Origin of the sequence: Halarchaeum sp. CBA1220 (assembly GCF_003721175.2) — an archaeon.
In the GTDB taxonomy this organism is placed as follows: Archaea; Halobacteriota; Halobacteria; order Halobacteriales; family Halobacteriaceae; genus Halarchaeum; species Halarchaeum grantii.
In genome coordinates this window covers 55,570-77,877 of the sequence record NZ_CP054707.1, presented here as the reverse complement: position 1 = coordinate 77,877, position 22,308 = coordinate 55,570, and the positions used below count along the sequence as shown (strand labels likewise).

Genomic DNA, 22,308 nt, shown 5'->3' with positions numbered 1-22,308 from the left:
CTGAGTGAGCTCGGTTGGTGTAGTCCGGCCAATCATGTTGGCCTTTCGGGAAACCGCAGCCGGCCCGGCGTAAACTGGCTGGGTTTCGAAGACAGCCGACGACCAGGGTTCAAATCCCTGACCGAGCATCCATTTCCTCACAGCGCTACTCGGCGAGCGACGGCGTCGCGCGGCAGCCGTGACCGACAGGGATTAGCGACGGCGTCGTCCACTCTCCCGTATGTCGCTGGAGGAGTTGCCCGAGGGGTGGGTGGTGTGGAACGACGACGGGGGGCGCGTCGTCCTCGTCTTCCGGCCGGACGTCTTCGAGGGCGCGACCTACGACGCGGCGCGCCTCCCGACGCTCTACGTGTCGACGCGCTCGCCGGAGGTGCCGATGCGTCGCGGGGACGAGCGATCCGAGGCGTGGCACGTCGCGTGCACGCTCGAACCGGAGGTCCGAGTTCGCGAGCTGGAGTCGAGTCACGAGCTGCGCGCGGACGCGGTGGACGCGACGGTGGCGGCGGCGCGGCGGTTCTCGCGCGGTGACGTCGACTTCGAGGGCGTGTACGCGGCGAACCCCCCGGAGGCGTACCTCCGTCGCCTCGCGGAGTTGACGGGTGACGGCGCGTGAGGGCGCGCCCGGGCAGTGTGGGGTGTGCTTCAGGTGACGGGACGCTTAACCCTGCGGAGGCCGAAACCCGGAGTATGATCACCCTCCTCGGGACGGCGCTCGCTGAGGCGGGCACCGAGTTCGTCTATCGCGGCGAGTCGGACGCCTGTGCGGGCTGCCCGTACCGGAAGCAGTGTCTGACGCTCTCCGAGGGCGTCCGCTACGAGGTGACGGACGTTCGCGACGGCGGGCAGACGCTCGACTGCGCGGTCCACGAGGGCGGCGTGCGCGCCGTGGAGGTGGAGCCGGCGTCGATTACGGCGCAAGTGCGCTCGAAGGGCGCGTACGCGGGGAGCAAGGGGAAGCTCGCGGGGCCGTGCCCGCACGTCGACTGCCCCGGCCACGAGTACTGCGTGCCCAAGGGCGCGAGCCAGGACGCGGAGTACCAGATTCAGGAGATCCGCGGCGACCCGCCACAGGACTACTGCGCGCTCGACCGGGAGTTGCGGCTCGTCGAGTTCGCGCCTTCTGAGGGCGACTGACCGATGTTCGGGGCGGGTTCGCCCCGATAGCCGAACTGGTCCTCGTAGCCGTACGGCGAGAAGAGCACCGGCCAGAAGTCCTCCTCGGCGACGAGCACGTCGCCGTCGGCGGCGGCGTACGGCTCGCCCGCCTCGACTTCGGTGAAGTTCTCCGCGAACACCTCGTACTCCTCGGCCGGCGGTTTCGGAATCGGGTCGCCCATCGCGAACGTCGGGAGTTCGCGCGAGACCGTATCGCCCGGGAGCGCGCCGGCGGCGGTGAGGAACTCGCGGGCGAGCGTGTAGGCGTTCTCGGCGGCCGTCTCCGTCCCCTGGAGGCCCGCCTCCACTTCGACGATGTCGGCGTTCGCGGCGAAGAGGCGGCCCTCGCCGAAGTCCGTGGTATCGACGAGCGCCGCCACGGAGAGCTGCGGGACGTAGCGCTGGACGTGCGCTTCGCGGCCGTCCGAGACCGCGAACGGGTCCGCGTGGCTCTGCGTCGAGTGGATGGAGAGCGCCGTCGTCCCCTCGACCGCCTCGGCGAGCGATTCGGCGACGCGGCGCTCGTGGGCGTCGGCGGGCGTGTCCTCGCCGAACGCCCGATTCAGGTCGGCGTCGACGTACCGGACGCCCCGTTCGAGTGCGAGTTCGTTCGCGACGACGAGCTTCACCGGGCGCTCGACGTCCGGGTCGTCCGCTTCGAGGCGCTCGATGGCGCGCGCGCCGCACGGCTCGTCGCCGTGGACGCCGCCCACGACCGAAATCTCGGGCGTACCGTCGCCCAACTGGACTACGCGCATTCGCCACCGGCTAGGCGGTGCACGCTCAAGTCGGCTTCGGCGGCCGCCGACGCCGGCGGTGGGGTTAGGTGGGTGCGCCGACAACGCGAACGCGTGAGCGAGCACACCCGCGACGACGCCGTTGCCCCGCCGACGAGCGGGTCGCCGACCGGCTGGAGTCGCGAGCGCGCCGCGTCGAACGGGTGGGCGCACGGCACGCTCCGGCGCGCCGTCGTCCACGGCGTCCGCCTCCACAACGCCCGCGAGTACCACGCCGCCCACGACTGCTTCGAGGACGAGTGGTACAACTACGGGAGCGGCACCACCGAGAGCGCGTTCTGCCACGGGATGGTGCAGGTCGCCGCCGGCGTCTACAAGCGCGTCGACTTCGAGGACGACGCGGGACTGCGCTCGCTTTTCGACACCGCGCGCCAGTACCTCGCGGGCGTTCCCGCCGACTACTACGGCGTCGACGTCGCGGACGTTCGGGCGACCCTCGAGGCCGCCCTCGACGACCCCGGCGTCGTCGACGACTGGCGCATCACGCTCGACGGTGCGCGCCCCGACGCCCGCGAGCGCGACTACGCGTACGCCGAGCGCGTGGCGTGAGTCACGCCTCGTCCACCGCCGCCTCGACGACCTCGATCTCCGCCTCCGTGAGGTCGTAGAGGTCGTAGACGATCTCGTCGATGAGCCGGTCCGTCTTCTCGATCTTCGCGTCGAGTTCGTCCGCGCGCTCCTTCGTCTCGACGTAGCGCCGGAGGTCGTCGGCGACGTCGTCGGGATCCGGGAGTGTGATCGCCTTCAACCGGTCCACGAGCGAGTTCGTCTTCGTCGCGTTCTCGCGGAAGCCCGCGAACCCGCCCGCCTCCGCGACCGCGACCGGAACGAACGCCTCGACGAGGGTCGCTTCTGCCTCCGTGAGGTCCGCGAGTGCGAACGCCTCCACGTACTCCGTTTCGGTGTATCCCCATTGGTCCGTCTCGAAGTCGCCCTCCTCTTCGGGCTTGTAGCGCGCCGTCGCCTCGATGGTAACACTGTGGCCGTCGCGCTCGGTGCGGACGTCCCCCACGCGCAGTTTCTCGTACTCCTCGGTGGTGGCGTCGAGGACGGTCGAACTCGTGGGCTGGAAGAGGCCTACGTCCGGGAGCTTCGGGCCTTCGGTGTAGTTGCCGAGGTAGTCGAGGAGGGAGAGATTGAGGGCGTGGCGGCGGTCGCGGAGTGAGGCCGCCTTCTCTGATAGTTCTGTCAATCTATCTGAATCTCCTACATTCTTTGGCATGGGGAACTCTCGCATATACTGTGCCCGGAACTCGTAGTAGAGGCTATCTACCGAGGCTCCCTCTAATTTAGCGACGACTCGCTGAAGATAAAAAAGGGATAGTGTACTATTCAGTATCGCTGTGAGATATTGCTCATCTGTTGGTATGAAGAATCACTTATTATTCGGGTATAGAGGTCCAGAATCATATGCAAACCGTGTTTCTGGCGCAATTTCTGGATATAGTATCTTCGGTCCATCAAAGAGATTTATATATGCTTCCTGAGGCTGCTGGAGTTCAAACCATCGCTGTTCCGTAGCGCGACCCTCCAAATCCTCCTTAAAATCCTCTAAGTGTTCTTTGACCGCTGGATATTCCTCTATTTCTGTTTGAGGAGTGAGATATATGATATACGAGTCGGAGGAGTCAATATGGTACGGTCGTATGTCCTCTCCCCGCACGAGTGAGTGAATCACTTCGTCGCTCTTCGCATCGCGTTCAAGCAGAGACTGGCGCTTTGCCTCGTCTATAAAGAAGGCCTCATTCAGGCCAGTTACGATACCACGGCAGATCTGGAGTTCGTCAACGGTTTTTGTTAGAGGGGTCCCGTTTCCATTTATTTTATCCATCAAATTAGAGATCGAATCGTTGACTAAGCGCCAGTTTCTACCTTGGAAGTTGTCAGTAGATACACTATATCCTTGATCATTAACAACTTCCTTTAGGGAATTAAACGTAAGGGAATCTACCGGAGTGTACCGTGGTGAATCAGATGCTGGCTCGGTGTTTTGGGTACGCAATATCGCAGATCGGACAGTTGCGTCTGGGAATACAGGGAGCCCTCCGAAATCTATAATTTCCTGAATATTAGTTTCTGTTCCGAGCAGATTTCTAATATCTGCACCATAATTTGACCGAATAAATTTGTTCGATACAATCACTCCGTATTGGCCTTTCTCCCGTGTAATATTCAGAGATAGTTCAATAAAATAAACATACAGGTCTGTTCGAGCACTGTGTGACTCGTATTCGGAATTCAGATAGTCTTTTTTTGATTTGAACTCTTCCATACGAACGTACGGCGGATTCCCGATGACGGCGTCGAACCCACTATCCTCTAGGCGCTCGCCGTCGTCGCCGTAGAACGCGACGGGGTACTCGAGTTCCCAGTGGAAGAACCCCTCCTCGGCGGCCATCGCTTGCGCGCTCTCGAACCAGTCCTGGTCCTCGATGTCGGCCCACGAGTCGTTTCGTAAGGCTTCGGCCATGCGTTCCTCGGCGTTGTCGGGGACGTCGAGGCCGAACTCGGAGGCGGTGTGGACGTTCGCCATCGCGAGGAGGTGCTGGTAGAGGTCGTCTTCTCGGACCTCCTCGTAGACCTCCTCCATCTCCTTGATGTCGTCGAGGGTCTCGTTGTCGATGCTGAGGAGGTCGGTGAAGCGCTCCATGACGTGCTCGAGGGCCTGCTGGCGCGTGTGGTCGAAGGACTGCTGGAGGGTGAGCTGGCCGTCGCCGGCCGTCGCGTCCTCGCCCTGGTCGAGAACGTCCTCGATGTCGCTCCCGACGAGGGAGTTCCCGGCCTTGAGGTGGTGGTCGAGGAACGCGAGCGGTTGCTCGGCGGCGAGCGTGCGCAGCCAGAGCGAGACTTTCGCGAGCTCGACGGCGAGCGGGTTCACGTCGACGCCGTAGATGCAGCGCTGGGCGACCTTCCGGCGCGCCCAGTTGATGTCGTGGTCCTCGTCGATGGTTTCGACGCCCTGCTGGGCGGCCTGCTTCTCTTGGGCGTCGATGATCTCGCGCGCGAGGTAGTCGACGGCGCTCGTGAGGAAGTGCCCGGACCCCATCGCGGGGTCGAGGACGGTGAGGTCGAAGACGCGCTCGGCGAACTCCGCCGCGAACCCGCGGTCGCCGCGCGCGCTCCGGCCCGCGAGGTCCTCCCGGATGTCCTCGACGAGCGGGCCGAGTGTCTCCTCGACGATGTACTCGACGACGTACTCGGGCGTGTAGTACGACCCTGTCGCCTTGCGCTCGCCGCTGTCCGTCGTCAGGTAGACGTCGCCCACCTCGACCGCGACGTCGTCGCCCTCGTCGGCCGGGGCGTACTCGCCGTCGTCGAGTGAGAGGTCCTCGTCCGCGACGTTGAGTTCGTACTCCAGGAGGCCCTCGTAGACGGAGCCGAGGTGCCGGACGCCGAGCGAGGAGTAGTCGACGAACGTCTTCATTCCCGCCTCGTCCTCGCTCCGCGCGAGCAGGTCGATGACGCGCGCGAGGTAGGCGTCGCCGACCCTGTGGGACGCGAGAAAGACGGCTTCGCGACTCCCGTCCGCGTCCGGGTTCGTGCGGAAGAGCCCACCGTTGTACGCGGGGACGTGGAGGTCGTCCTCGGGGATGCCGCGCGACTCGCTCCCCTGGTCGATGAGTTCGAAGAGGTCCTCGAGACGCGACCAGAGGTCGTCCTGCCATGCCCGATAGCTCGGGTCCGTTCGGTCGAGTTCCGTCGCGACCTCCTCCTTGAGCGTGTTTAGGCTGTATGATTCTTCGTAAATCTCGTTGCTCGTGTCGAGGAGGTCGCGTCCCTCGCTCTCCGCGTAGAGCACGAAGATGAGTCGGTAGAGGTAGATGAGCGAAGAGTCGTGTATCCGCTCGAGGTCGCCCTGGTCGAGGTCGTTCTCGGGATACTGCAGGAAGCCCTCGGCGAGGACCTTGATCGCCTCGTAGATGTTGTCTTGGAGGTCCTCACCCAACGCTTGGGCGAAGACGTTCGACTGGTCGTAGACGTCGTCGAGGAAGGAATCCCCGCTCGCGTCCGGGAGGAACGCCTCGTGGTGGAAAAAGAGGTAGAAGTACTTGAACGCTTCCAGGTCGCCGCTCTCGAGGACGGTCGGGAGGTCGATCTCGTAGTAGGAGTCGAGACGGTGACTCGTCGGTGCGTAGTAGAGGCGCCACTTCTTCCCGTTCGTCAGGACAGCCCACTCGGCCGGCGTCTCCTGGAGGTAGACGTGGATCTGGTAGGAGGGGTTCTCGAAGTCGCGCTCGTGCTCGCCGCTCCCGCGCGTGTCGAGCGCACGACCCCAGCGTTTGGCGTCCGCGACGGCGACGGCGTTCTCGTAGAAGTCACCGCCCTCCTCGCGCCGGTCGAAGGCATCGCGGGCGGCTTGATCGGTCTCGAAGAAGCCGTAGTCGGGTCGGCGTTGCGTCCGACTCGTGCTCTCTTCGACTTCGAAAGGGATACCGAGCGCCTCGAACATTGGGCGGATGAACGCCCGCTCGAGTTGCGATTCGTTACGCTTTGGCGCCGTCTCCTTTTCGCGCTCCCAGAGGTCTCGGATTTCGGCGCGCGCTGCCTCGAGCTCGGCGTCGCTCACCGCCTCCCAGGCCTCCGTCTCCGGCAGGTGCTCTTCGAGGTAGTGATTCGAGAACAGGTCGCGGTTCGTGCGGTAAGTGAGTGCGGTCTGCATGAGTGTCTCCAGATGGTCGACGAGCGCCGCCGCCGACGAGAGCGGCGCAGGTGGCACGCCGACGCCGGCACGCGCCATTGCCCGCCGCGAGTCCGCGTCCCGTGAACACCCGTGCTCGTCGCCCGATATTCGGTCTACCTCACTACTGTCAGTCGAACGGTAAAGCCTTTTTCTCGACGGCATAGAACCACCACCTGACCCCGAAGCCGTCCCCCGACATCGGCGCACGCCCCGGGCTGTGCGGCCGACGCCGCCGCCGCGCCATGTCGAATCGTCGTCGCCGTCTCCCGCTGTGGCGTACCGGTCGCTTTCGAAGAGCTTTATTTGGCCATGCGTCGTACGGGCGGGTGGACACCGGCCCGAGTCGCGTCGGTGTCGAGAACGACGAGACGCGCGAGGGTAGCCAAGCTCGGCCAACGGCGACGGACTCAAGATCCGTTCCTGTAGAGGTTCGAGGGTTCGAATCCCTTCCCTCGCACGTCATGGTGCGTCACGCACCCATCGTGCGGAAGTCCAGGACGGACTTCCCTCGCACAACCTGCTCCTGCGTCACCGTCGAGCGACGGCGTCGGCCGTCATGCGGACCCGAACACTTTCGAGACGGGCCGCCGATTCACGGGTATGGACGAACGCGCGCGTGTCGCGGAGACGGCGGCGACGGCGGGGGCGGAGGTCGCCATCGGGGGGTTCCGTACGGAGATGGACGTCGAGCAGAAGAGCTCGAAGACGGACGTGGTGACGACGTTCGACAAGGAGGCCCAACGGGCGGTGATCGGCGTGGTGCAGGAGTCCCACGCCGGACACGCCATCGTCGGCGAGGAGGAGGACGAGCTGAAGGAGATTCCCGACTCGGGTGCGTGCTGGGTCATCGACCCCATCGACGGGACGAGCAACTTCGTGAGCGGGGTGCCGCTGTGGGCGACGAGCGTCGCGGCCGTCGAGGACGGCGAACCGGTCGCGGCGGCGAACGTCCTGCCGGCGGTCGAGGACGTCTACGTGACGGACGGCGAGTCGGTGACGCTGAACGGCGCGCCGGTGTCGGTGAGCGACCTGACGGACCCGGAGACGTTCACGGTGGCGCCGACGCTGCGCTGGTCGCGCGCGAAGGCGGACCGGCTGGGCGAGCTCTGCGCGGACATCATCGCGGACTTCGGCGACCTGCGGCGCTTCGGGAGCGCGCAGGTGACGCTCTCGATGGTGGCGGCGGGCCAGATCGACGCCGCCGTGTCGGCGGAGGAGAGCCACCCGTGGGACACGGTCGCGGGCGTCGCGCTCATCCGCGCGGCGGGCGGGACGGTGACGGACGTCCACGGGGAGCGCTGGACGGCGACGAGCGAGGGCCTCGTCGCGTCGAACGGCGAGGCGCACGACGAACTCGTGGCGACGGCGCGGACGGCGCTGGAGGGGTGAGGCGCCGCGACGGCGGGGTGGACCGGAATTAGTAAGGGAAGCCTCGCCCGTTACTCGGGCATGAGGTTTCCCGAGTCGGACGCGGAGCGGGCGTGGTCGGTGTCGCTCGCCGTCGCGCTGGTCGCGCTGGTCGGCGGGTCGCTCGCCTTCCCGGACCGCGTCTATGGGGGGTTCGTCTGGCACTACTTCTGGGGGCCGGTGTACGCGGACGCCCACAGCGCGAGTTGCGCGGTCTGGGACGGGGGCGCGCAGACCCTCCTCTACGGCGCGTCGGAGTGCGCGGCGGCGTCGGGTATCGTCGCCGAACCCGGCTACACGCTCGTCTCCGAGGCGGGGTACGCGCTCACGCTCGTCTTCATGGTCATCGGCGTCGTCTTCCTCCTGCGTCGCCTCCGCGTCGGCGAGTCGTACAGCTTCCTCTACGCGCTCTTCCCGTTCATGCTGTTCGGCGGGGCGCTCCGCGTCGTCGAGGACGCGAACGACGCGGTCGCGGGCGCGTTCGTCAGCTATCCGCTGAACGCCCTCCTCATCAGCCCGGTCATCTACTTCACGGTGTTCTTCGTGACGCTCGCGTCGCTCCTGCTCGCGGTGTGGCTGGCGCGCTCGGGCTACACGGACGGCTACGACCGCCCGCTCTTCGCGCTCGGCGCGGGGTGGCTCACGCTCACGATTGCCTACCTCTGCGTGCTCGTCGTCGTGGACTCGAACGTCGCGTTCCACCCGGTGTTCACGGTGTTGACGTTCGTCATCGCGGGCCTCGTGACGGCGGCGGACTACTGGCTCCTCACGCGCTACGCGCCCGGCGTCCTCTCGGGGACGGGGTTCGCGGGCGTCGTCGTGATCTTCGGGCACGCCATCGACGGCGCGTCGAACGTCCTCGGGCTCGACTTCGGGAAGGAGCTCGGCCTCGCCTACGACCTCTACCCGAAGCATCCCGTGAACAAGTTCGTCGTGGACGTGACGAGCCAGTACGTCCCGGCGTCGGTGACGCAGCTGACGGGCGACGCGTGGCCGTTCCTCCTGCTGAAACTCGTCGCCGCGACGTTCGTCATCTCGCTCTTCGACGACCAGATGTACGAGGAGAACCCGCGCTATACGGTCCTCCTCCTCGTCGCCGTGCTCGCCGTCGGCCTCGGCCCCGGGACGCGCGATATGCTGCGCGCGACGTTCGGGGTGTAAGTGGGGCCGGCCGTAGGGAGGTCCCATTAACGACGCGAGCGGGGAAAACGACCCGCGAGTGGGAGCCCACTGCCGGAGCGGCGCTCCGCGCGTGCCGGTCAGGGGAAGGGGTGGTGTCGTCTGTCGAGGTCGGCCTCGAAGCCCAACTGCGCGGGCACTTCGCGGGCGCGCTCGCCGAAGTAGGCGTCGCCGAAGAAGAGCGGTTGCGCGTCGGGGACGAGGACGCGGACGGCGCGGAAGCCGACGCTCGCGACGTCGCGCGTCGTGAGGTCGCTCGCGTAGGCGTCGAGGCCGACGTCCGCGAGGCGGCCCAGCACCACGTCGAGTTCGTCGGTGCCCTCGGGGACCGCGTCGGGGCCGACGTCTTCGAGCGGGACCGACGCGTCGGCGTCGACGAACGCGCGCGCCTCGGGGGGGAAGGCGGCGTACTCGCCGATGGCGCCCTGCTCGTTCTGCGCGCGCTCGCGGCCCATGTCGCGGAGCTCGATCCAGTTCTGGATGGCCTCGCAGAGCGCGCCGGTCGCGGCGGCGCTCGCGTCGAGGCTCGCGGCGCTCCCGAGCGCGAAGCGCGGCCACTCCTCTTCGCGGTGGACGGCGACGGCGACGACGGGCACGTCGACGTCCTGCGTGCAGAGGAGCGCGGTCACCTCTAGGCCTTCGGCGCCCGCGCGGCGGGCGAGCGTCTCGTAGGCGTCGTCGGCCACGTCGAGGGCGAGCGGGTCGAACGTCGAGTACCACGCGAGCATCGTCGCGTCGCGCTCGACCGTCTCGTAGAGGCCCGAGAGCAGGGCCTGTGCCGCGTGGTTCCCGAGGCCGAGGCCGGTGGTGAGCGCGGGCTTCAGGGACTCCTCGGGCGGCGGGAAGTGGACGAACTCGGCGGGGAGGAGGGCCTCCTCGCGGGTCGAGAGGTCGACGCCGGAGACCCACCGCATCGTCGCGTCGCGCTCGACGCGGGGCGCATCCGCGGGCCGGACGAACGCGTCCGGCGAGAGCGCGTCCGGGTGGGTGGGCTTCGCGACGTCGAAATCGCTCCCTCGGTAGACGGCGGCGGCGTAGCGTTCGAGGCCCTCGCCGACGGCTTTCACGAACGCGTCGTCCCAGTCGCGACCGACGCCGGCCGCGAGGCCCTGACTCGACTGCTCGCCGACGGCGGCGGTGTCGGCGGTCGTCGCGATGTAGTAGGGCGCGGGGTAGGTCTCGCGCTCGCCGACGTCGGTGACGATGCCCGCTCGCGCGTCGACGGCGGCCTCGGCTTTCGCGGTCGCGTCCGCGAGCGTCGTCTCGGCGTGGTCGCGGCCGGGGTCGCCGTAGCGCTCGTGGCGCCCGCAGTCGCAGAACGGCGCGGGCGTGAACGCGTGCTCGGCGTGGGGCGCTTCGACCGTGGTCCCGCCGAGGGACGGGTCATCCAGGAGGTCGAGCGCGCGCTTGCCGGCGAGCGCGCCCGCGTAGCGGACGCTGGAGCGGGCGGCGCTCGGCGCGTCGGCGCGTTCGGGACCGGTCGCGTCGACGCGTCGGTGGAGGCAGGCGAAACAGCCCGAATCGGGGGTGAACGCGGAGACGGCGGCGTCCACGTTCGCGAGCGGGTGGCCGCCGAGGCCGCCGACTTCGCAGGCGACCCACGGCGTCGCGCCGTCGCGCGCGTGGCCGTTCGCGGCGGCGAAGCCGTCGCTCCCGGCGAGACCGACGACGACGGCGACATCAGCGTCGGCGACGGCGGCGAGGTCCGCGCCGGCCGAATCGAGGTCGGCGTCGTCGAGCGCGGCGCGTCCGGCGTCGGCGGCCGCGCCGCTGCCGACGACGGCGTAGGTTCGTGACATGGCTCTCACTGGGCGCGAGCGGGTGAAAAAACGGCCGGATTCCTCAGCTGAGAACGGTCTGCGCGACGCTCGCGAGCTCGGACGGCGGGGCGTCTTGGAGGCGGTCGTCGGCGAGTTTGAGGCGGAGGCGCGGGCGGCCGACGTCGATGGGGACTTTCTCGGTGTCGATGAGGCCCACGTCCTCGAGCTTGGTCTTCGTGCGGCTGAAAGTCGCTTTCGAGGCGATGCCGACGTCCTCGCCCCACTTCGAGATGTCGTAGAGGAGGACGCGGTTCTTCGCGGCGACGAGCAGGCTCACGGTGACTTCGTCGAGGCCGTCCCCGTCGCCGCGCGCGGTCTCGAGGGAGGCGAGGACGTCCGTGAAGTCGGCCTCGACGTCGGCGCCGATCTCGTCGTCGAGCGTCTGTCGGACGCGCGAGATGGCGGGCGTGCGGAGCGTGTATTCCTCGGCGGCCTCCCAGTCGGCCCGGACGGCGTCACCGGCGACGGGGACGAACGCCTCGTCGTCGGTGACGAGACCGGCGGTCTGCTCGCCCGCCGTGACGAGCGCGACGACGCGGTCGTCGGTGACGAGGAGCGATGAGCGCGAGAGGTCGTCGCTCGTACGGAGCGCGAGCGCCCCCGACTCGATGAGGTCGGCGGTGTTGCTCGCGACGAGGAAGTCGCCCATGACGTCCTTCAGGAGGCGGTCGTCGGCGAGCAGGCGTGTCTCCGGGAGCGCGCCGTCGAACTCCGTGGCGGCGTCGACGACGCTCTCGATGGCGTCCGCCGACGGGTTGACCACGAAGAGCTCGCCGGGCTCGGCGTCGAAGACCTCCCCCAAGATGTCCCCGACGCTGGTGCCGAGTAGATTCGCTGTCATACGTGTGTACGACTAAGACCGCTCGACATATATAATTTTATCAGATACAGTTTGAACTCAAAGCAAGCGGAGTCGGATAATCGTCTCGGAGAGGAGCTCTGGCACCCTATTCCGGCGGCTCCTCGCTGAGCATCGAGCGCACCTCGTCCGACCAGTAGAAGGCGCCGTCGTAGATGGTCGGCACGTCGACGTGTTCGAGGAGCGAGCAGACGTCCGCCCGCGAGAGCTCGACCGTCGACTCCGCCCCGCAGAGGCGAGCGGAGACGTCGCCCGCCGCGAACACGCGGTAGGTCGCGCCGTGCGACCACGGCGACCCCGACTCGTACGTCACCGCGAAGCGCTCACCGTCGACGGGGTCGACGGTGAGCGTCGCCGGCGTGCGGGCGTCCGACTGCGTGAGCACCTGCGTGCCGTCGCCGACGACGGCGTAATCCTTCCCCATCCGGATGCGGCGGCGAGCGAGTCGGAGCGCGCGCTCGATGCTGAAGCCGTTGACGAGCAGTCGCGCGAACGCCGTCCCCACCTTCGCGGCCTGCTCGTCGAGCACCGTCCGGAACGTCACCGCGCCCGCGATGCTCCCCTTCTCCACGAGCTCGAGGCCCTCGTGGTAGGAGCCACACGCGTTCAGGAAGAACGTCTGCGCGTTCGACTCCTCGACGTCCGAGGCCGAGAGGGTGCCGTCCGCACACCGCAGTCCGCCGACCTCGCAGTGGCCGATGTAGTGGACGAAGTCGTTCGGCTCGGCGAGGACGGCCGCGAGCTCCTCGCATGTCACGTTCTCGCGGAGCGTCACCTCCATCGGGACGTCGGCGGCGCGCTCGCGATAGAGGTCGGCGACGCACGCGTGTTCCTCCGCCATCTCCGCGTCGTTCAACACCACGGTGACGGAGAGCGCGTCGTCGCCGGCGTCGAGGTAGTCGAGGCGGTTCTCGTAGGCCGCCGGTCGGGCCTTGAACACGTCGATGGGCGTCCCCTCGGCGAGCCAGCCGTGCACGCGTCCGCGCCGGAGGTGTGGCTTCACGGTGTCGACGCTCGCGACGGGGCCGGTCTGCGCGCGGTAGAAGGCGTCGAGCGAGCGCGCCATCAGCTCCTCGCCGTCGAGCGCGGTCGTCTCCGGGGGGTAGACGTGGGCGAGTCGGTCGATGAGGTAGGGGAGCGAGCGCGCGTGCTCGACGGACGGCTCGACGTACATCGCGAGATGCCACTCCGGCAGGTCGGCCGCGACGCGCTCGTAGGGGGCGGAGAGGTACGTCCGGAGGCGCTCGGCGACCGACTGGTCGTAGACGCGCTCGGCATCGACTCCGATGTCGGCGAGGAGGTCGCGCTCCGCGACGTCGACGGCGTGCGGGCCCGCGCCGCGAACGAGCGCGTCGAGCCAGAAGCACCGTTCGAGGAGTTCCGGGGCCCGTTCCTCGGGGTCGGTGAGGTCGTGGCGTACGCCGACGCCGTCGGCGCGGACGTGCGGCGTGACGCCGTCCTCGATGCGGACGGTGGCGGAGAGGTAGAAGGCGAGCGGCGCGGCGACGAACAGCGTCTCGTAGTCGGCCGGGAGGACGAGCTCGACGCCCGTCTCGGGGATCCGCTCCGCGAGCGCGTCGGGGACGTGCGTCGTCTCGCCGAACTCGAGCGTCGGCGGGTGGCGGCGCATCGTCCGGAGCGTCCGGTCGGGCGTCGTCGTCCGGTGTGCGGCGCCGAACGCGGTGAGCGCCGTCGCGAGGCCGCGCGCCGACTCCGGGACGGTGAGCGTCTCGCTCGGCGAGCGGACGAAGCTCCGAAAGCCGAGCGTCACCGAGCGCTCGGCGGGGAACGCGACTTCGACCTCGTAGCGCTCGCCGTGTCGGACGACGGTCGCCGGGCCCTCGAAGCGCGCGTACGCCTTGACGCTGGCGTCGACGTCGAGGACGTACGTGCCGTCGTCGAGTTCGAGTCGGCCGCACGCGCCGCCGACGTCGTGGGTCTCGCCGGTCGCCTCGTCGTGGACGGCGGCGACGGTCGCGGGCAGGACGAGCGCGCGCGTCCGACCGGTGACGGTCGCGTCGACCGGGCGGGTGAGCGGGCGCCGCCGGCCGCCCGGGCGCCAGTCGCGGGCGCGCACCAGCAGGTCGCGTTTCGCGCCGTCGACCGCGCGGACGCCCTCCTCGGTCTCTTCGCACTCTATCACGCGATGTGTGGGGTACAGTCACGGGCCATATATTCCTGTCGAGGGCGAGCGCCGTGAGGGCGCCGCCGTGTGTCAGTCCCGTGCTCCGACGGCGGTTTCGGCCGGAGTCAGGTGGGTTTAAGCCCGACGCGGGGCCTGTTCTCGAACATGAGCTACGACCGGGTTCGGGAAGTAGACGAGGCAGTCGCGGACGCCCTGACGGGCGAGCGCGAGCGGCAGAACGACACCCTCGCGATGATCGCGAGCGAGAACCACGTCAGCGAAGCGGTGCTCGAGGCGCAGGGCTCGGAGCTGACGAACAAGTACGCCGAGGGCTATCCGGGCGAGCGCTACTACGGCGGCTGCGAGTACGCCGACGACGTCGAGGAGCTCGCCATCGAGCGCGCGAAGGAGCTCTGGGGCGCCGAGCACGTCAACGTCCAGCCCCACTCCGGCTCCTCCGCGAACATGGGCGTCTACTTCTCCGTCCTCGAACCCGGCGACAAGATCCTCTCGCTCGACCTGACGCACGGTGGGCACCTCTCGCACGGCCACTCGGTGAACTTCGCGGGCAAGCTCTACGACGTCACGCACTACGAGGTCGACCCGGAGACGGGCCGCCTCGACTACGAGGCGCTCGCCCGGCAAGCCGAGGAGGTCGAACCGGACATGATCGTCTCCGGCTTCTCCGCGTACCCGCGAACGGTGGACTGGGAGGCGATTCAGGAGGCCGCCGACCGCGTCGGCGCCTACCACATGGCGGACATCGCGCACATCACGGGGCTCGTCGCCGCCGGCGAGCACCCCTCGCCCGTGGGCGTCGCGGACTTCGTCACCGGCTCGACGCACAAGACGATCCGCGCGGGTCGCGGCGGCATCATCATGTGCGACGAGGAGCACGCGGACGCCGTCGACACCGCCGTCTTCCCCGGCGCGCAGGGCGGTCCCCTCATGCACAACGTGGCGGGCAAAGCCGTGGGCTTCGGTGAAGCCCTCGACCCCGAGTTCAAGGAGTACGCCGCGCAGGTCGTGACGAACGCGGAAGTGCTCGGCGAGACCCTCGAGGAGCACGGCTTCTCGCTCGTCTCCGGGGGGACGGACACCCACCTCGTGCTCGCGGACCTCCGCGAGTCCCACCCCGACGTCACGGGCGGGGAGGCCGAAGAGGCCCTCGAGGAGGTCGGCATCGTCCTGAACGGCAACACGGTGCCGGGCGAGACGCGCTCGGCGTTCAACCCGTCGGGCATCCGTGCCGGGACGCCCGCGCTCACGACGCGCGGCTTCGAGGAAGCCGAGATGCGCGAGGTCGGCGACCTCATCGCGCGCGTCATCGACAACCTCGGCGACGAGGAGGTCTACGCGGAGGTCGCCGCCAACGTGCAGGAACTCTGCGACGACCACCCGCTGTACGAGTAAACGCGGTTCCGAGCGAAGCGAGGGACCGCAACGAAACGAGCGGCGTGAGCCGCGAGTAACCGAGGCTCCCCTAGAGCCTCGGGGACACGAGCGGGGAGGAACGACCCGCGAGCAAACGCGGCGCCCTTCGGTTGCCGCGACGAACCGGGCAGGGGCGTGCCTGCGGCCGGTTCGGCCCGAGCGTTCAACCGGCGGGCGGGCGAATCGGGGGGCATGGGTGTCCGCTCGGCGCTCGCGACCGTCCGGTTTCTCGCGTCGGCGGTCGTCGCGGAGGCGCGCGAGGAGCGCATCTCCCTCGTCGCGGCCGGGCTGGCGTACTACCTGCTGTTGTTCTTCGTCCCGCTCGGCCTCCTCGTGCTGATCGCCTTGGAGACGACGGGGAACCTGTCGGCGGCGGCGCACTGGCTGGACGCGCTCTCGGAGACGACGATCCGAGTGGGGCCGCTCCACCGCATCACGGGCGGGGAGGACGCCCGCCTTCGGGCGGCCGTAATCGCGGTCGTGCTCGTGCTCTGGAGCGGCGGCCGGGCGTTCAGCTCGATGAACACGGTGTTCACGGACGTGAGCGGCGTGAGCGCCGACGATGGGCTGTTCGCCGAGCTCGTCGAAGTCGTGGTCGTGCTCGTGACGACGGCGGGGACCTTCTGCCTCTACGCGGCACTCATCGCGGTCTTCGCGCGCTCGGCGACGGACGCCGTCTGGTACGTCGGGGTGCCGCTGGCGCTGTTCGTCGGGTTCTTCTCGGTCTTCCTGCCGGTCTACTACGTCTTTCCGCCGACGAACGTGGACGTGGTGGATGCGCTCCCGGGCGCGCTGCTCGCGGCGGTGGTGTGGACGGTCTCCGGGCTCGGCTTCCGCCTCTACGCGGAGGCCTCGGAGAGCATCGACCTCTACGGCGTCGTCGGCGTCGCGCTCCTGTTGATGACGTGGTTCTACGTCGGTGGCCTCGCACTCCTCGCCGGCGCCGTCCTGAACGGCGTGCTGGAGCGCGAATTCGCGTAGACGACAACCCACGTCCGTGTACACTTATAGCCGATTCTCTCCGGATATAGGCACGTATCCGTGGTGTTAAAGGAGTGCGGGACGGAGCTACGGGTATGACGAACGTCGTAGACGGGAACGCGGTCGCCGCCGACGTCCGAAGCGGCCTCGAGGACGCCATCGAGACGCTGAACGCCGAGGGCGTCCAGCCCGGGCTCGCAACGGTGCTGATGAGCGACGACGACGCCTCGGCCACCTACGTCTCGATGAAGCAGCGCGACTGCGAGGAGGTCGGCATTAACGGCATCCACGTCGAAATCGACCCCGACGCGCCCGCAGAGGAGCTCTACGAGACCATCGACGAGCTGAACGCGGATCCCGACGTCCACGGCATCCTCGTTCAGCTTCCCGTCCCGGACCACGTCGATGACCGGGAGGTCCTGCGCCGGATCGACCCGGCGAAGGACGTCGACGGCTTCCACCCGGAGAACGTCGGCCGCCTCGTCGCGGGCGACGCGCGCTTCAAGCCCTGCACGCCCCACGGCGTCCAGAAGCTCCTCGCCTCGGCGGACGTCGAGATGGAGGGGAAGGACGTCGTCGTCGTCGGGCGCTCGGACATCGTCGGCAAGCCGCTCGCGAACCTCTTCCTCCAGCGCGGCGAGGGCGGGAACGCCACCGTGACGGTCTGTCACTCGCGCACCGAAGACCTCGAGGCGCACACGACGCGCGCGGACGTCGTGGTCGCCGCCGCCGGCGTCCCCGAGTTCATCGACGGCTCGATGCTCAAGGAGGGCGCGGTGGTCGTGGACGTCGGGACGAACCGCGTGGACGCGGACACCGAGAAGGGCTACCGTCTCACCGGCGACGTGGACTTCGAGAGCGCGAAGGAGAAGGCGGACGTCATCACGCCCTCGCCGGGCGGCGTGGGGCCGATGACGCGCGCAATGCTCCTCTACAACACCGTGAAGGCCGCAGGGGACCTCGCGGACGTCGACGTCACGCTCCCGTAGGCCGGCGGCTCAGTCGCCGCTGACCGCCACGCGCTCGCGGACGTCGGCGGCGAGTCGGTCGGCGTGTTCGAGGCGGATGGCGCGCGCGTCCTCGCGGGCGAGCGAGTCGTCGTCCTCGAGCTGGTGGGTGACGGGGTCGTAGGCGTCCACGTCGAAGCCCATCCGTTCGAGGTAGCTCTCGACGGCGGTGGAGTCGAGGCCGTCCTCGATGGCGGCGTCGACGTAGCCGAGCACGACGTCGAAGTTGGGGAGGACGACGTCGCCCTCGCCGACGTGGCCGGCATCGCCCTCGATGCGGACGTCGGCGTCGCGGAGGCGCTCGGTCGTCTCGGCGAGGCGGTCGGCGAGGCGGACGACGTCGGCGGGGAGCGCGGCGTCCGGGGAGCGCCACTCGACGGTGCCGAACTCCTCGCGGAGTTGGACCGGCGTCCAGACGACGCTCTCGGGCTCGAAGCAGCGCTGGACGACGCGCCGGTCGACGCCCGCGTCGGCGGCGGCGTGGACGAAGTCCTCGTAGCGGCGTTCGAGGCGTCGAACCCACTCCTCGCGGTCTTCGACGTACGGCCAGAGCCACCCCTGATGCGGGACGTCGGCGTAGGCGAGGCGCCGATAGAGCTTCGAGCGCGCGCCGGCGGCGAGGCGTCGCCCACGATAGTACGGCGAGGAGTTGCAGAGCGCGAGCGCGGGGTCGAGCGCGATGAAGGTGTTCAACTGGTCGATGGCGCGCTCGGGGAGCTGCTCGACGTGGACGTGCGTCCCGGCGCAGTGCCGGACGTACGCGAAGTCGTCGCCGACGACGCGGTTCTGGACGCGCGTGCGCTCGCTCGTGTGCTCGGCGATTTCGTCGTCGCTGATCGGCGTCGCGAGCGGAACGAGTTTCTTCCCGTCCTCGGCGGCGCGCCGGAGCACGCTCCCGACGCGGTCGTACAGCTCGGCTCGCAGCTCGTCGGTCGTCTCGCAGGGCGTCGTCTTTATCTCGAGGAGCGGCTCGACGAACTCGCGCTCGACGCCGGGCGCGGCGTCCGCGAGCCCGTCCGGAACGGCGAGTCGGCCCTCCTCGTCGACGACCCAGTACTCGACCTCGATGCTCCGACGTATCGGCTCTGTGTCTGGCGGTGTCACTGGCTACGTGGCGACCCGGTGGGTGGTGGACGATGCGACGCGACCTGTTCCATGTTATGGTGTACCACCCACCAGTTGCCGATGCGGGTATAAGAAACTTATCGCTCGCCGGCTCCGGAGCGGGCAGGGAGGGCGGGCGTCGGTGCCCGAACGTCCGTTTATCTCGCCTCCAATACCGAGAACGATAGGGTCCGGGCCCGAATACTGCCGTACACTCAGCTTTCGAGCGCCGCGAGCGCCTCGCGGGCGTCCTCCCGGTCGCTCGCGTCGCCGTCGCGGGCGTACCGCCCGATAGAGCGCGCCGCCGCGACGAGCGCATCCGCCTCGGCCGGTGGGACCTCGCCGTCGAGCGCGTGCATCCGGCGGACGTGGTCGTCCAGCGACTCGAGGAGCCCCGCTATCCCCTCCCACTCCGGGCCGTCGTCGAGGTACCGTCGGACGTCGTCGCGGTAGTCGGCGACTGCGTCCGCGTAGCCGTTCCCGCGCGCCGCGCGCATCGACTCCGGAACGTCGCTCGCGGGCGGGCGCTCGCCGTCGGGGGCGCCGCGCAGCAGCGAGACGAAGTAGAAGGACTCCGCCTCGGTGTGGTCGAAGGCGCGCGCGAACGCCGAGGCGACGTAGCGCAGCTCCCATGCCGCGAGCACGGTGTCGTCGAGGTCGAGGAGGTCGCCACCCCGGAGGAACCCCCGTGCGTGCGTGTATCGGCGCGCGGCCTCGCGGGCGCGCTCGGCGGCCGTCCGGTAGTCCTCGTCGCCGGCGGCCGCGACCGCGTCGTCCAGTTCGAGCGTCGGCGCGAGGTCGGTCTGCTCGCGGCGCTCCTCCTCCGTCGCGACGCTCTTGATGCTCCCGCAGGACGGGCAGGCGATACTTCCCGTCTCGTAGTACGACCACTGCGTCCCGCAGGCCGTGCATTCGCGTTCCCCGCGTACTTCCATACGGACACGTGGGGAGACGCGCGAAAAAGCGTGTCCCGTTCGGGCGCACACCGGCGCGAACGTTTTTGTCACGCACCGCGTTTGGTACGGTGAATCATGGACAAACTCATCAACGAGCCGACAGCGTACGTGGACGAGATGCTGGACGGGATGACCGCGACACACGACGGCCTGCGACGCCTCGACGGAACCGAGGTCGTCGTCCGCGCGGACGGCCCCGTAGAGGGGAAGGTCGCCGTCGTCACCGGCGGCGGGAGCGGCCACGAGCCGACGCACGCGGGCTACATCGGGGAGGGCATGCTCGACGGCGCGGCCGCCGGCGCGGTGTTCACCTCGCCGACCGCCGACGAGTTCGCGGCCCTCATCGAGGCCGCCGACGGCGGCGCGGGCGTCCTCTGCGTCGTGAAGAACTACGAGGGCGACGTGATGAACTTCGACACCGGCGCGGAGATGGCGGCCATGGAGGGCGTCGAGAACGTCGAGCAGGTCGTCGTGAACGACGACGTCGCCGTCGAGGACTCCCTCTACACGAGCGGGCGGCGCGGCGTCTGCGGGACCGTCCTCGTCCACAAGTGCGCGGGCGCGAAGGCGGCGGCGGGCGCGGACCTCGAGGAGGTGGCCCGCGTCGCCGAGAAGGTCGTCGACAACGTCGGGACGATGGGGATGGCGCTCACCTCCTGCGTCACACCCGAGAAGGGCGAGGAGACCTTCGACCTCGCTGAGGGCGAGATGGAGCTCGGCATCGGCATCCACGGCGAACCCGGCGTCGAGCGCACGGAGACGGCGTCGGCGGACGAGGTGGCGGACACCCTCCTCGACCACGTCCTCGAGGACCTCGACGTCGCGGCCGGCGAGGAAGTCGTCACCGTCGTGAACGGGATGGGTGGGACGCCGCTCTCCGAGCTCTACATCGTCCAGCGCCGCGTCGCCGAACGCCTCGACGAGGAGGGCATCGACGTCCACGACGCGTGGGTCGGCGACTACATGACCAGCCTCGACATGAAGGGCTGTTCGGTGACTGTCTGCCGGGTCGACGACGAACTGACGGAGCTGCTCGCGGCGCCAGCCGAGACGCCCGCGCTCACGGTGGGCGAATGAGCGCGGACTCGGATACGGAGGCGCTGCTCGACGCGCTCGAGCGCATCGACGAGCGCCTCCACGACGAGCAGGACTACCTCACGGAACTCGACTCGCGGATCGGCGACGCCGACCACGGGAACAACCTCGCGCGCGGCATCAGCGTCGTCACCGAGAAGCGCGACGAGCTCGCGGAGCAACCCATCGACGCGGCCGTGAAGACCGTGGGGACGACGCTCGTCTCCGAGGTCGGTGGCGCGGCCGGCCCGCTCTACGGCGGCTCCGTACTGTCCGCCTCGCAGGAACTCGAGGGCGGTCTCGACGCCGAGAGCGCGGTCGCGTTCGCCGAGGCCTACCGCGAGAAGCTCACCGACCGCGGCGGCGCGCGCCCCGGCGACAAGACGATGGTGGACGCGGTGACGCCCGCCGTCCACACCTTCCAGCGCGCCGTCGAGGAGGACGACCTCCCGCCTGTGGACGCGCTCGCGAAGGCCGTCGACGCCGCCCGACGCGGCGTCGAATACACGGTGCCGCTGCGGGCCTCGAAGGGGCGGGCGTCCTACCTCGGCCTGCGCGGGGTCGGCCACCGCGACCCCGGCGCGACGAGCACGCTCTTCGTCCTCGAGGAACTGCTCGCGACCGCCGAGGACCGACTCGGCGAGGCGTCGGTGGACGACGCGAGCGCGGCCGACGCCGCCGTCCACGGCGACGCCGGGGACGGGGGGGACGCGTAGATGGTCGGCTTGCTCGTCGTCTCGCACAGCGCCATGGCCGCCGAGGGAATCGTCGAAGTGGCCGCGCAGATGGCTCAGGAAGTATCGCTCGTCGCGGCGGGCGGCGACCCGGACGGGGGCATCGGGACGGACGCGGACGCCATCGCGGCCGGTATCGAGGAGGCCAACGACGGCGAGGGCGTCGTCGTGCTCGTCGACCTCGGGAGCGCGGTGATGAACGCCGAGCTCGCCGTCGAGATGGCGGACGTCGAGGCGGTGCTCGCGGACGCGCCCGTGCTCGAGGGCACCGTCAACGCCGCCGTCCACGCGGCGGGGTCGAAGGCGACGCTCCACTCGACGCTCGACGCCGCCGAGGAGGCGCGGGGGATGTCGAAACTGTAGGTCGATTCCGCAGAACGGACGCGGTGCTATCGAACGGTGATTCTTCGAAAAGCGAGCGACGCAGAACGTCGCTCACGGGTAAACGCAACGGAATGGAAGCGGGCGACCGGGAACAGCCCGGTCGCCCGCTGCCGCCCTGAATTGGTCCCCGCTGACGCTTCGGCCCTCCAAAGCGAAGCGTCACCTGTACCCAATGCCCCTGTGGTAATAAATGTGTCGTCAAATGTGAGTGGTGCCGCGACCAGCGCGGCGGTCACGAGCACGGACACATCAGTTTATTTTGGTTACATGACATCGGGCGCGACTGCACCACAATTATAGTACCGACCCGCATACGGACAATCGGCAGTAGTAACATGAACGACCTGACAGGGTTTCAGCGAGATCTGATGTACGTCATCGCGGGTGGGGACGAACCGCACGGGCTGGCGATCAAGGAGGAGCTCGAGGAGTACTACGAGAGCGAGGTCCACCACGGCCGACTCTACCCGAACCTCGACACGCTCGTCGACAAGGGGCTCGTCGACAAGGGGCAACTCGACCAGCGAACGAACTACTACACGCTGACGCGTCGCGGGCGACGCGAACTCGAAGCGCGTCGCGAGTGGGAAGACGAGTACGTCGACCTCTGA

General features: G+C 68.7%; 18 protein-coding genes, 2 tRNA genes and 1 pseudogene. 14 read left to right on the top strand and 7 right to left on the bottom strand.

Going from position 1 to position 22,308, the window contains the following annotated elements; genetic code table 11:
• Window positions 1-8 precede the first annotated feature (8 nt).
• The 3 genes from EFA46_RS00380 (at window position 9) to EFA46_RS00370 (ending at window position 1,134) form a co-directional block, all read left to right on the top strand.
• A tRNA-Glu gene (locus EFA46_RS00380) sits at window positions 9-128 on the top strand.
• A gap of 92 nt (window positions 129-220) precedes the next feature.
• On the top strand, window positions 221-613 hold the full coding sequence (locus EFA46_RS00375) for a DUF5820 family protein (RefSeq protein ID WP_123075842.1): 393 nt from the start codon (window positions 221-223) through the stop codon (window positions 611-613).
• Window positions 614-687: 74 nt separating this feature from the next.
• The gene (locus tag EFA46_RS00370) at window positions 688-1,134 is read left to right on the top strand and encodes a UPF0179 family protein (protein WP_123075844.1); all 447 of its coding nucleotides are present in this window, start codon (window positions 688-690) and stop codon (window positions 1,132-1,134) included.
• Here the strand turns inward: EFA46_RS00370 and EFA46_RS00365 are convergent.
• Window positions 1,074-1,913, bottom strand: coding sequence for a succinylglutamate desuccinylase/aspartoacylase family protein (locus tag EFA46_RS00365; RefSeq protein WP_123075846.1), 840 nt, complete (start codon window positions 1,911-1,913; stop codon window positions 1,074-1,076). The genes EFA46_RS00370 and EFA46_RS00365 overlap by 61 nt on opposite strands.
• Before the next feature lie 93 nt (window positions 1,914-2,006).
• Between EFA46_RS00365 and EFA46_RS00360 the strand changes: the two genes are divergently transcribed.
• Window positions 2,007-2,501 carry a DUF309 domain-containing protein gene (locus EFA46_RS00360; RefSeq protein ID WP_123075848.1) on the top strand — a complete coding sequence of 165 codons (495 nt, stop codon included), beginning with the start codon at window positions 2,007-2,009 and terminating at the stop codon, window positions 2,499-2,501.
• A 1-nt stretch (window position 2,502) separates the two neighbouring features.
• Here EFA46_RS00360 and EFA46_RS00355 read toward each other — a convergent pair.
• Window positions 2,503-6,612 (bottom strand): annotated as a pseudogene (locus tag EFA46_RS00355) (N-6 DNA methylase).
• 393 nt (window positions 6,613-7,005) lie between these two features.
• Between EFA46_RS00355 and EFA46_RS00350 the strand changes: the two are divergent.
• The 3 genes from EFA46_RS00350 (at window position 7,006) to EFA46_RS00340 (ending at window position 9,201) form a co-directional block, all read left to right on the top strand.
• Window positions 7,006-7,090 (top strand) — tRNA-Leu (locus EFA46_RS00350).
• Between the two features lie 143 nt (window positions 7,091-7,233).
• Window positions 7,234-8,022 carry an inositol monophosphatase gene (locus EFA46_RS00345; protein ID WP_123075850.1) on the top strand — a complete coding sequence of 263 codons (789 nt, stop codon included), beginning with the start codon at window positions 7,234-7,236 and terminating at the stop codon, window positions 8,020-8,022.
• Between the two features lie 60 nt (window positions 8,023-8,082).
• On the top strand, window positions 8,083-9,201 hold the full coding sequence (locus tag EFA46_RS00340) for a DUF63 family protein (protein ID WP_123075852.1): 1,119 nt from the start codon (window positions 8,083-8,085) through the stop codon (window positions 9,199-9,201).
• Between the two features lie 98 nt (window positions 9,202-9,299).
• Here the strand turns inward: EFA46_RS00340 and EFA46_RS00335 are convergent, their stop codons facing one another.
• The 3 genes from EFA46_RS00335 to EFA46_RS00325 form a co-directional block, all read right to left on the bottom strand.
• Window positions 9,300-11,018, bottom strand: a complete 1,719-nt coding sequence (locus EFA46_RS00335) for a YcaO-like family protein (protein ID WP_176969818.1) — start codon at window positions 11,016-11,018, stop codon at window positions 9,300-9,302.
• Window positions 11,019-11,061: 43 nt separating this feature from the next.
• Entirely contained in the window at window positions 11,062-11,880 is an 819-nt protein-coding gene (gene tbsP, locus EFA46_RS00330; protein ID WP_123075854.1) for a transcriptional regulator TbsP, read from the bottom strand.
• 106 nt (window positions 11,881-11,986) lie between these two features.
• Window positions 11,987-14,041 carry a CHAT domain-containing protein gene (locus EFA46_RS00325; RefSeq protein WP_123075856.1) on the bottom strand — a complete coding sequence of 685 codons (2,055 nt, stop codon included), beginning with the start codon at window positions 14,039-14,041 and terminating at the stop codon, window positions 11,987-11,989.
• A 147-nt stretch (window positions 14,042-14,188) separates the two neighbouring features.
• Here EFA46_RS00325 and glyA point away from each other — a divergent pair, with 147 nt between their 5' ends.
• The 3 genes from glyA (at window position 14,189) to EFA46_RS00310 (ending at window position 17,427) form a co-directional block, all read left to right on the top strand.
• A complete protein-coding gene (glyA, locus tag EFA46_RS00320) occupies window positions 14,189-15,436 on the top strand; it encodes a serine hydroxymethyltransferase (RefSeq protein ID WP_123075858.1) in 1,248 nt (415 codons plus the stop codon).
• 213 nt (window positions 15,437-15,649) lie between these two features.
• On the top strand, window positions 15,650-16,438 hold the full coding sequence (locus tag EFA46_RS00315; RefSeq protein ID WP_123075860.1) for a YihY/virulence factor BrkB family protein: 789 nt from the start codon (window positions 15,650-15,652) through the stop codon (window positions 16,436-16,438).
• 95 nt (window positions 16,439-16,533) lie between these two features.
• A complete protein-coding gene (locus EFA46_RS00310) occupies window positions 16,534-17,427 on the top strand; it encodes a tetrahydrofolate dehydrogenase/cyclohydrolase catalytic domain-containing protein (protein WP_123075862.1) in 894 nt (297 codons plus the stop codon).
• Between the two features lie 9 nt (window positions 17,428-17,436).
• Here EFA46_RS00310 and EFA46_RS00305 read toward each other — a convergent pair whose 3' ends face one another.
• Both EFA46_RS00305 and EFA46_RS00300 read right to left on the bottom strand, forming a co-directional pair.
• Window positions 17,437-18,549, bottom strand: coding sequence for a glutamate-cysteine ligase family protein (locus tag EFA46_RS00305; protein WP_123075864.1), 1,113 nt, complete (start codon window positions 18,547-18,549; stop codon window positions 17,437-17,439).
• A 215-nt stretch (window positions 18,550-18,764) separates the two neighbouring features.
• Window positions 18,765-19,484 carry a TFIIB-type zinc ribbon-containing protein gene (locus EFA46_RS00300; RefSeq protein WP_123075866.1) on the bottom strand — a complete coding sequence of 240 codons (720 nt, stop codon included), beginning with the start codon at window positions 19,482-19,484 and terminating at the stop codon, window positions 18,765-18,767.
• A gap of 96 nt (window positions 19,485-19,580) precedes the next feature.
• On the opposite strand from EFA46_RS00300, the gene dhaK reads away from it, so the two are divergent.
• The 4 genes from dhaK to EFA46_RS00280 all read left to right on the top strand — a co-directional run bounded on the left by dhaK (window position 19,581) and on the right by EFA46_RS00280 (window position 22,308).
• Complete coding sequence (dhaK, locus tag EFA46_RS00295) at window positions 19,581-20,582, top strand: dihydroxyacetone kinase subunit DhaK (protein WP_123075868.1); 1,002 nt, start codon at window positions 19,581-19,583, stop codon at window positions 20,580-20,582.
• Window positions 20,579-21,295: a dihydroxyacetone kinase subunit DhaL gene (gene dhaL / locus EFA46_RS00290; protein WP_176969817.1), complete on the top strand. Its 717-nt coding sequence runs from the start codon at window positions 20,579-20,581 to the stop codon at window positions 21,293-21,295. Before dhaK ends, dhaL begins: the two co-directional genes overlap by 4 nt.
• Complete coding sequence (gene dhaM, locus EFA46_RS00285; RefSeq protein WP_123075870.1) at window positions 21,296-21,676, top strand: dihydroxyacetone kinase phosphoryl donor subunit DhaM; 381 nt, start codon at window positions 21,296-21,298, stop codon at window positions 21,674-21,676.
• A gap of 356 nt (window positions 21,677-22,032) precedes the next feature.
• Window positions 22,033-22,308 (top strand): PadR family transcriptional regulator, encoded by a 276-nt coding sequence (locus EFA46_RS00280; protein WP_123075872.1) that lies wholly within the window; start codon window positions 22,033-22,035, stop codon window positions 22,306-22,308.

Bases quoted from the DNA above. Each gene is read 5' to 3' on its own strand.
- EFA46_RS00370 (WP_123075844.1), top strand. From the start codon at position 688: ATGATCACCCTCCTCGGGACGGCGCTCGCTGAGGCGGGCACCGAGTTC.
- EFA46_RS00365 (WP_123075846.1), bottom strand. From the start codon at position 1,913: ATGCGCGTAGTCCAGTTGGGCGACGGTACGCCCGAGATTTCGGTCGTG.
- EFA46_RS00345 (WP_123075850.1), top strand. From the start codon at position 7,234: ATGGACGAACGCGCGCGTGTCGCGGAGACGGCGGCGACGGCGGGGGCG.
- dhaM (WP_123075870.1), top strand. From the start codon at position 21,296: ATGGTCGGCTTGCTCGTCGTCTCGCACAGCGCCATGGCCGCCGAGGGA.
- EFA46_RS00335 (WP_176969818.1), bottom strand. From the start codon at position 11,018: ATGTCACGAACCTACGCCGTCGTCGGCAGCGGCGCGGCCGCCGACGCC.
- glyA (WP_123075858.1), top strand. From the start codon at position 14,189: ATGAGCTACGACCGGGTTCGGGAAGTAGACGAGGCAGTCGCGGACGCC.
- EFA46_RS00340 (WP_123075852.1), top strand. From the start codon at position 8,083: ATGAGGTTTCCCGAGTCGGACGCGGAGCGGGCGTGGTCGGTGTCGCTC.
- dhaL (WP_176969817.1), top strand. From the start codon at position 20,579: ATGAGCGCGGACTCGGATACGGAGGCGCTGCTCGACGCGCTCGAGCGC.
- EFA46_RS00300 (WP_123075866.1), bottom strand. From the start codon at position 19,484: ATGGAAGTACGCGGGGAACGCGAATGCACGGCCTGCGGGACGCAGTGG.
- dhaK (WP_123075868.1), top strand. From the start codon at position 19,581: ATGGACAAACTCATCAACGAGCCGACAGCGTACGTGGACGAGATGCTG.
- EFA46_RS00310 (WP_123075862.1), top strand. From the start codon at position 16,534: ATGACGAACGTCGTAGACGGGAACGCGGTCGCCGCCGACGTCCGAAGC.
- EFA46_RS00375 (WP_123075842.1), top strand. From the start codon at position 221: ATGTCGCTGGAGGAGTTGCCCGAGGGGTGGGTGGTGTGGAACGACGAC.
- EFA46_RS00280 (WP_123075872.1), top strand. From the start codon at position 22,033: ATGAACGACCTGACAGGGTTTCAGCGAGATCTGATGTACGTCATCGCG.
- tbsP (WP_123075854.1), bottom strand. From the start codon at position 11,880: ATGACAGCGAATCTACTCGGCACCAGCGTCGGGGACATCTTGGGGGAG.
- EFA46_RS00315 (WP_123075860.1), top strand. From the start codon at position 15,650: ATGGGTGTCCGCTCGGCGCTCGCGACCGTCCGGTTTCTCGCGTCGGCG.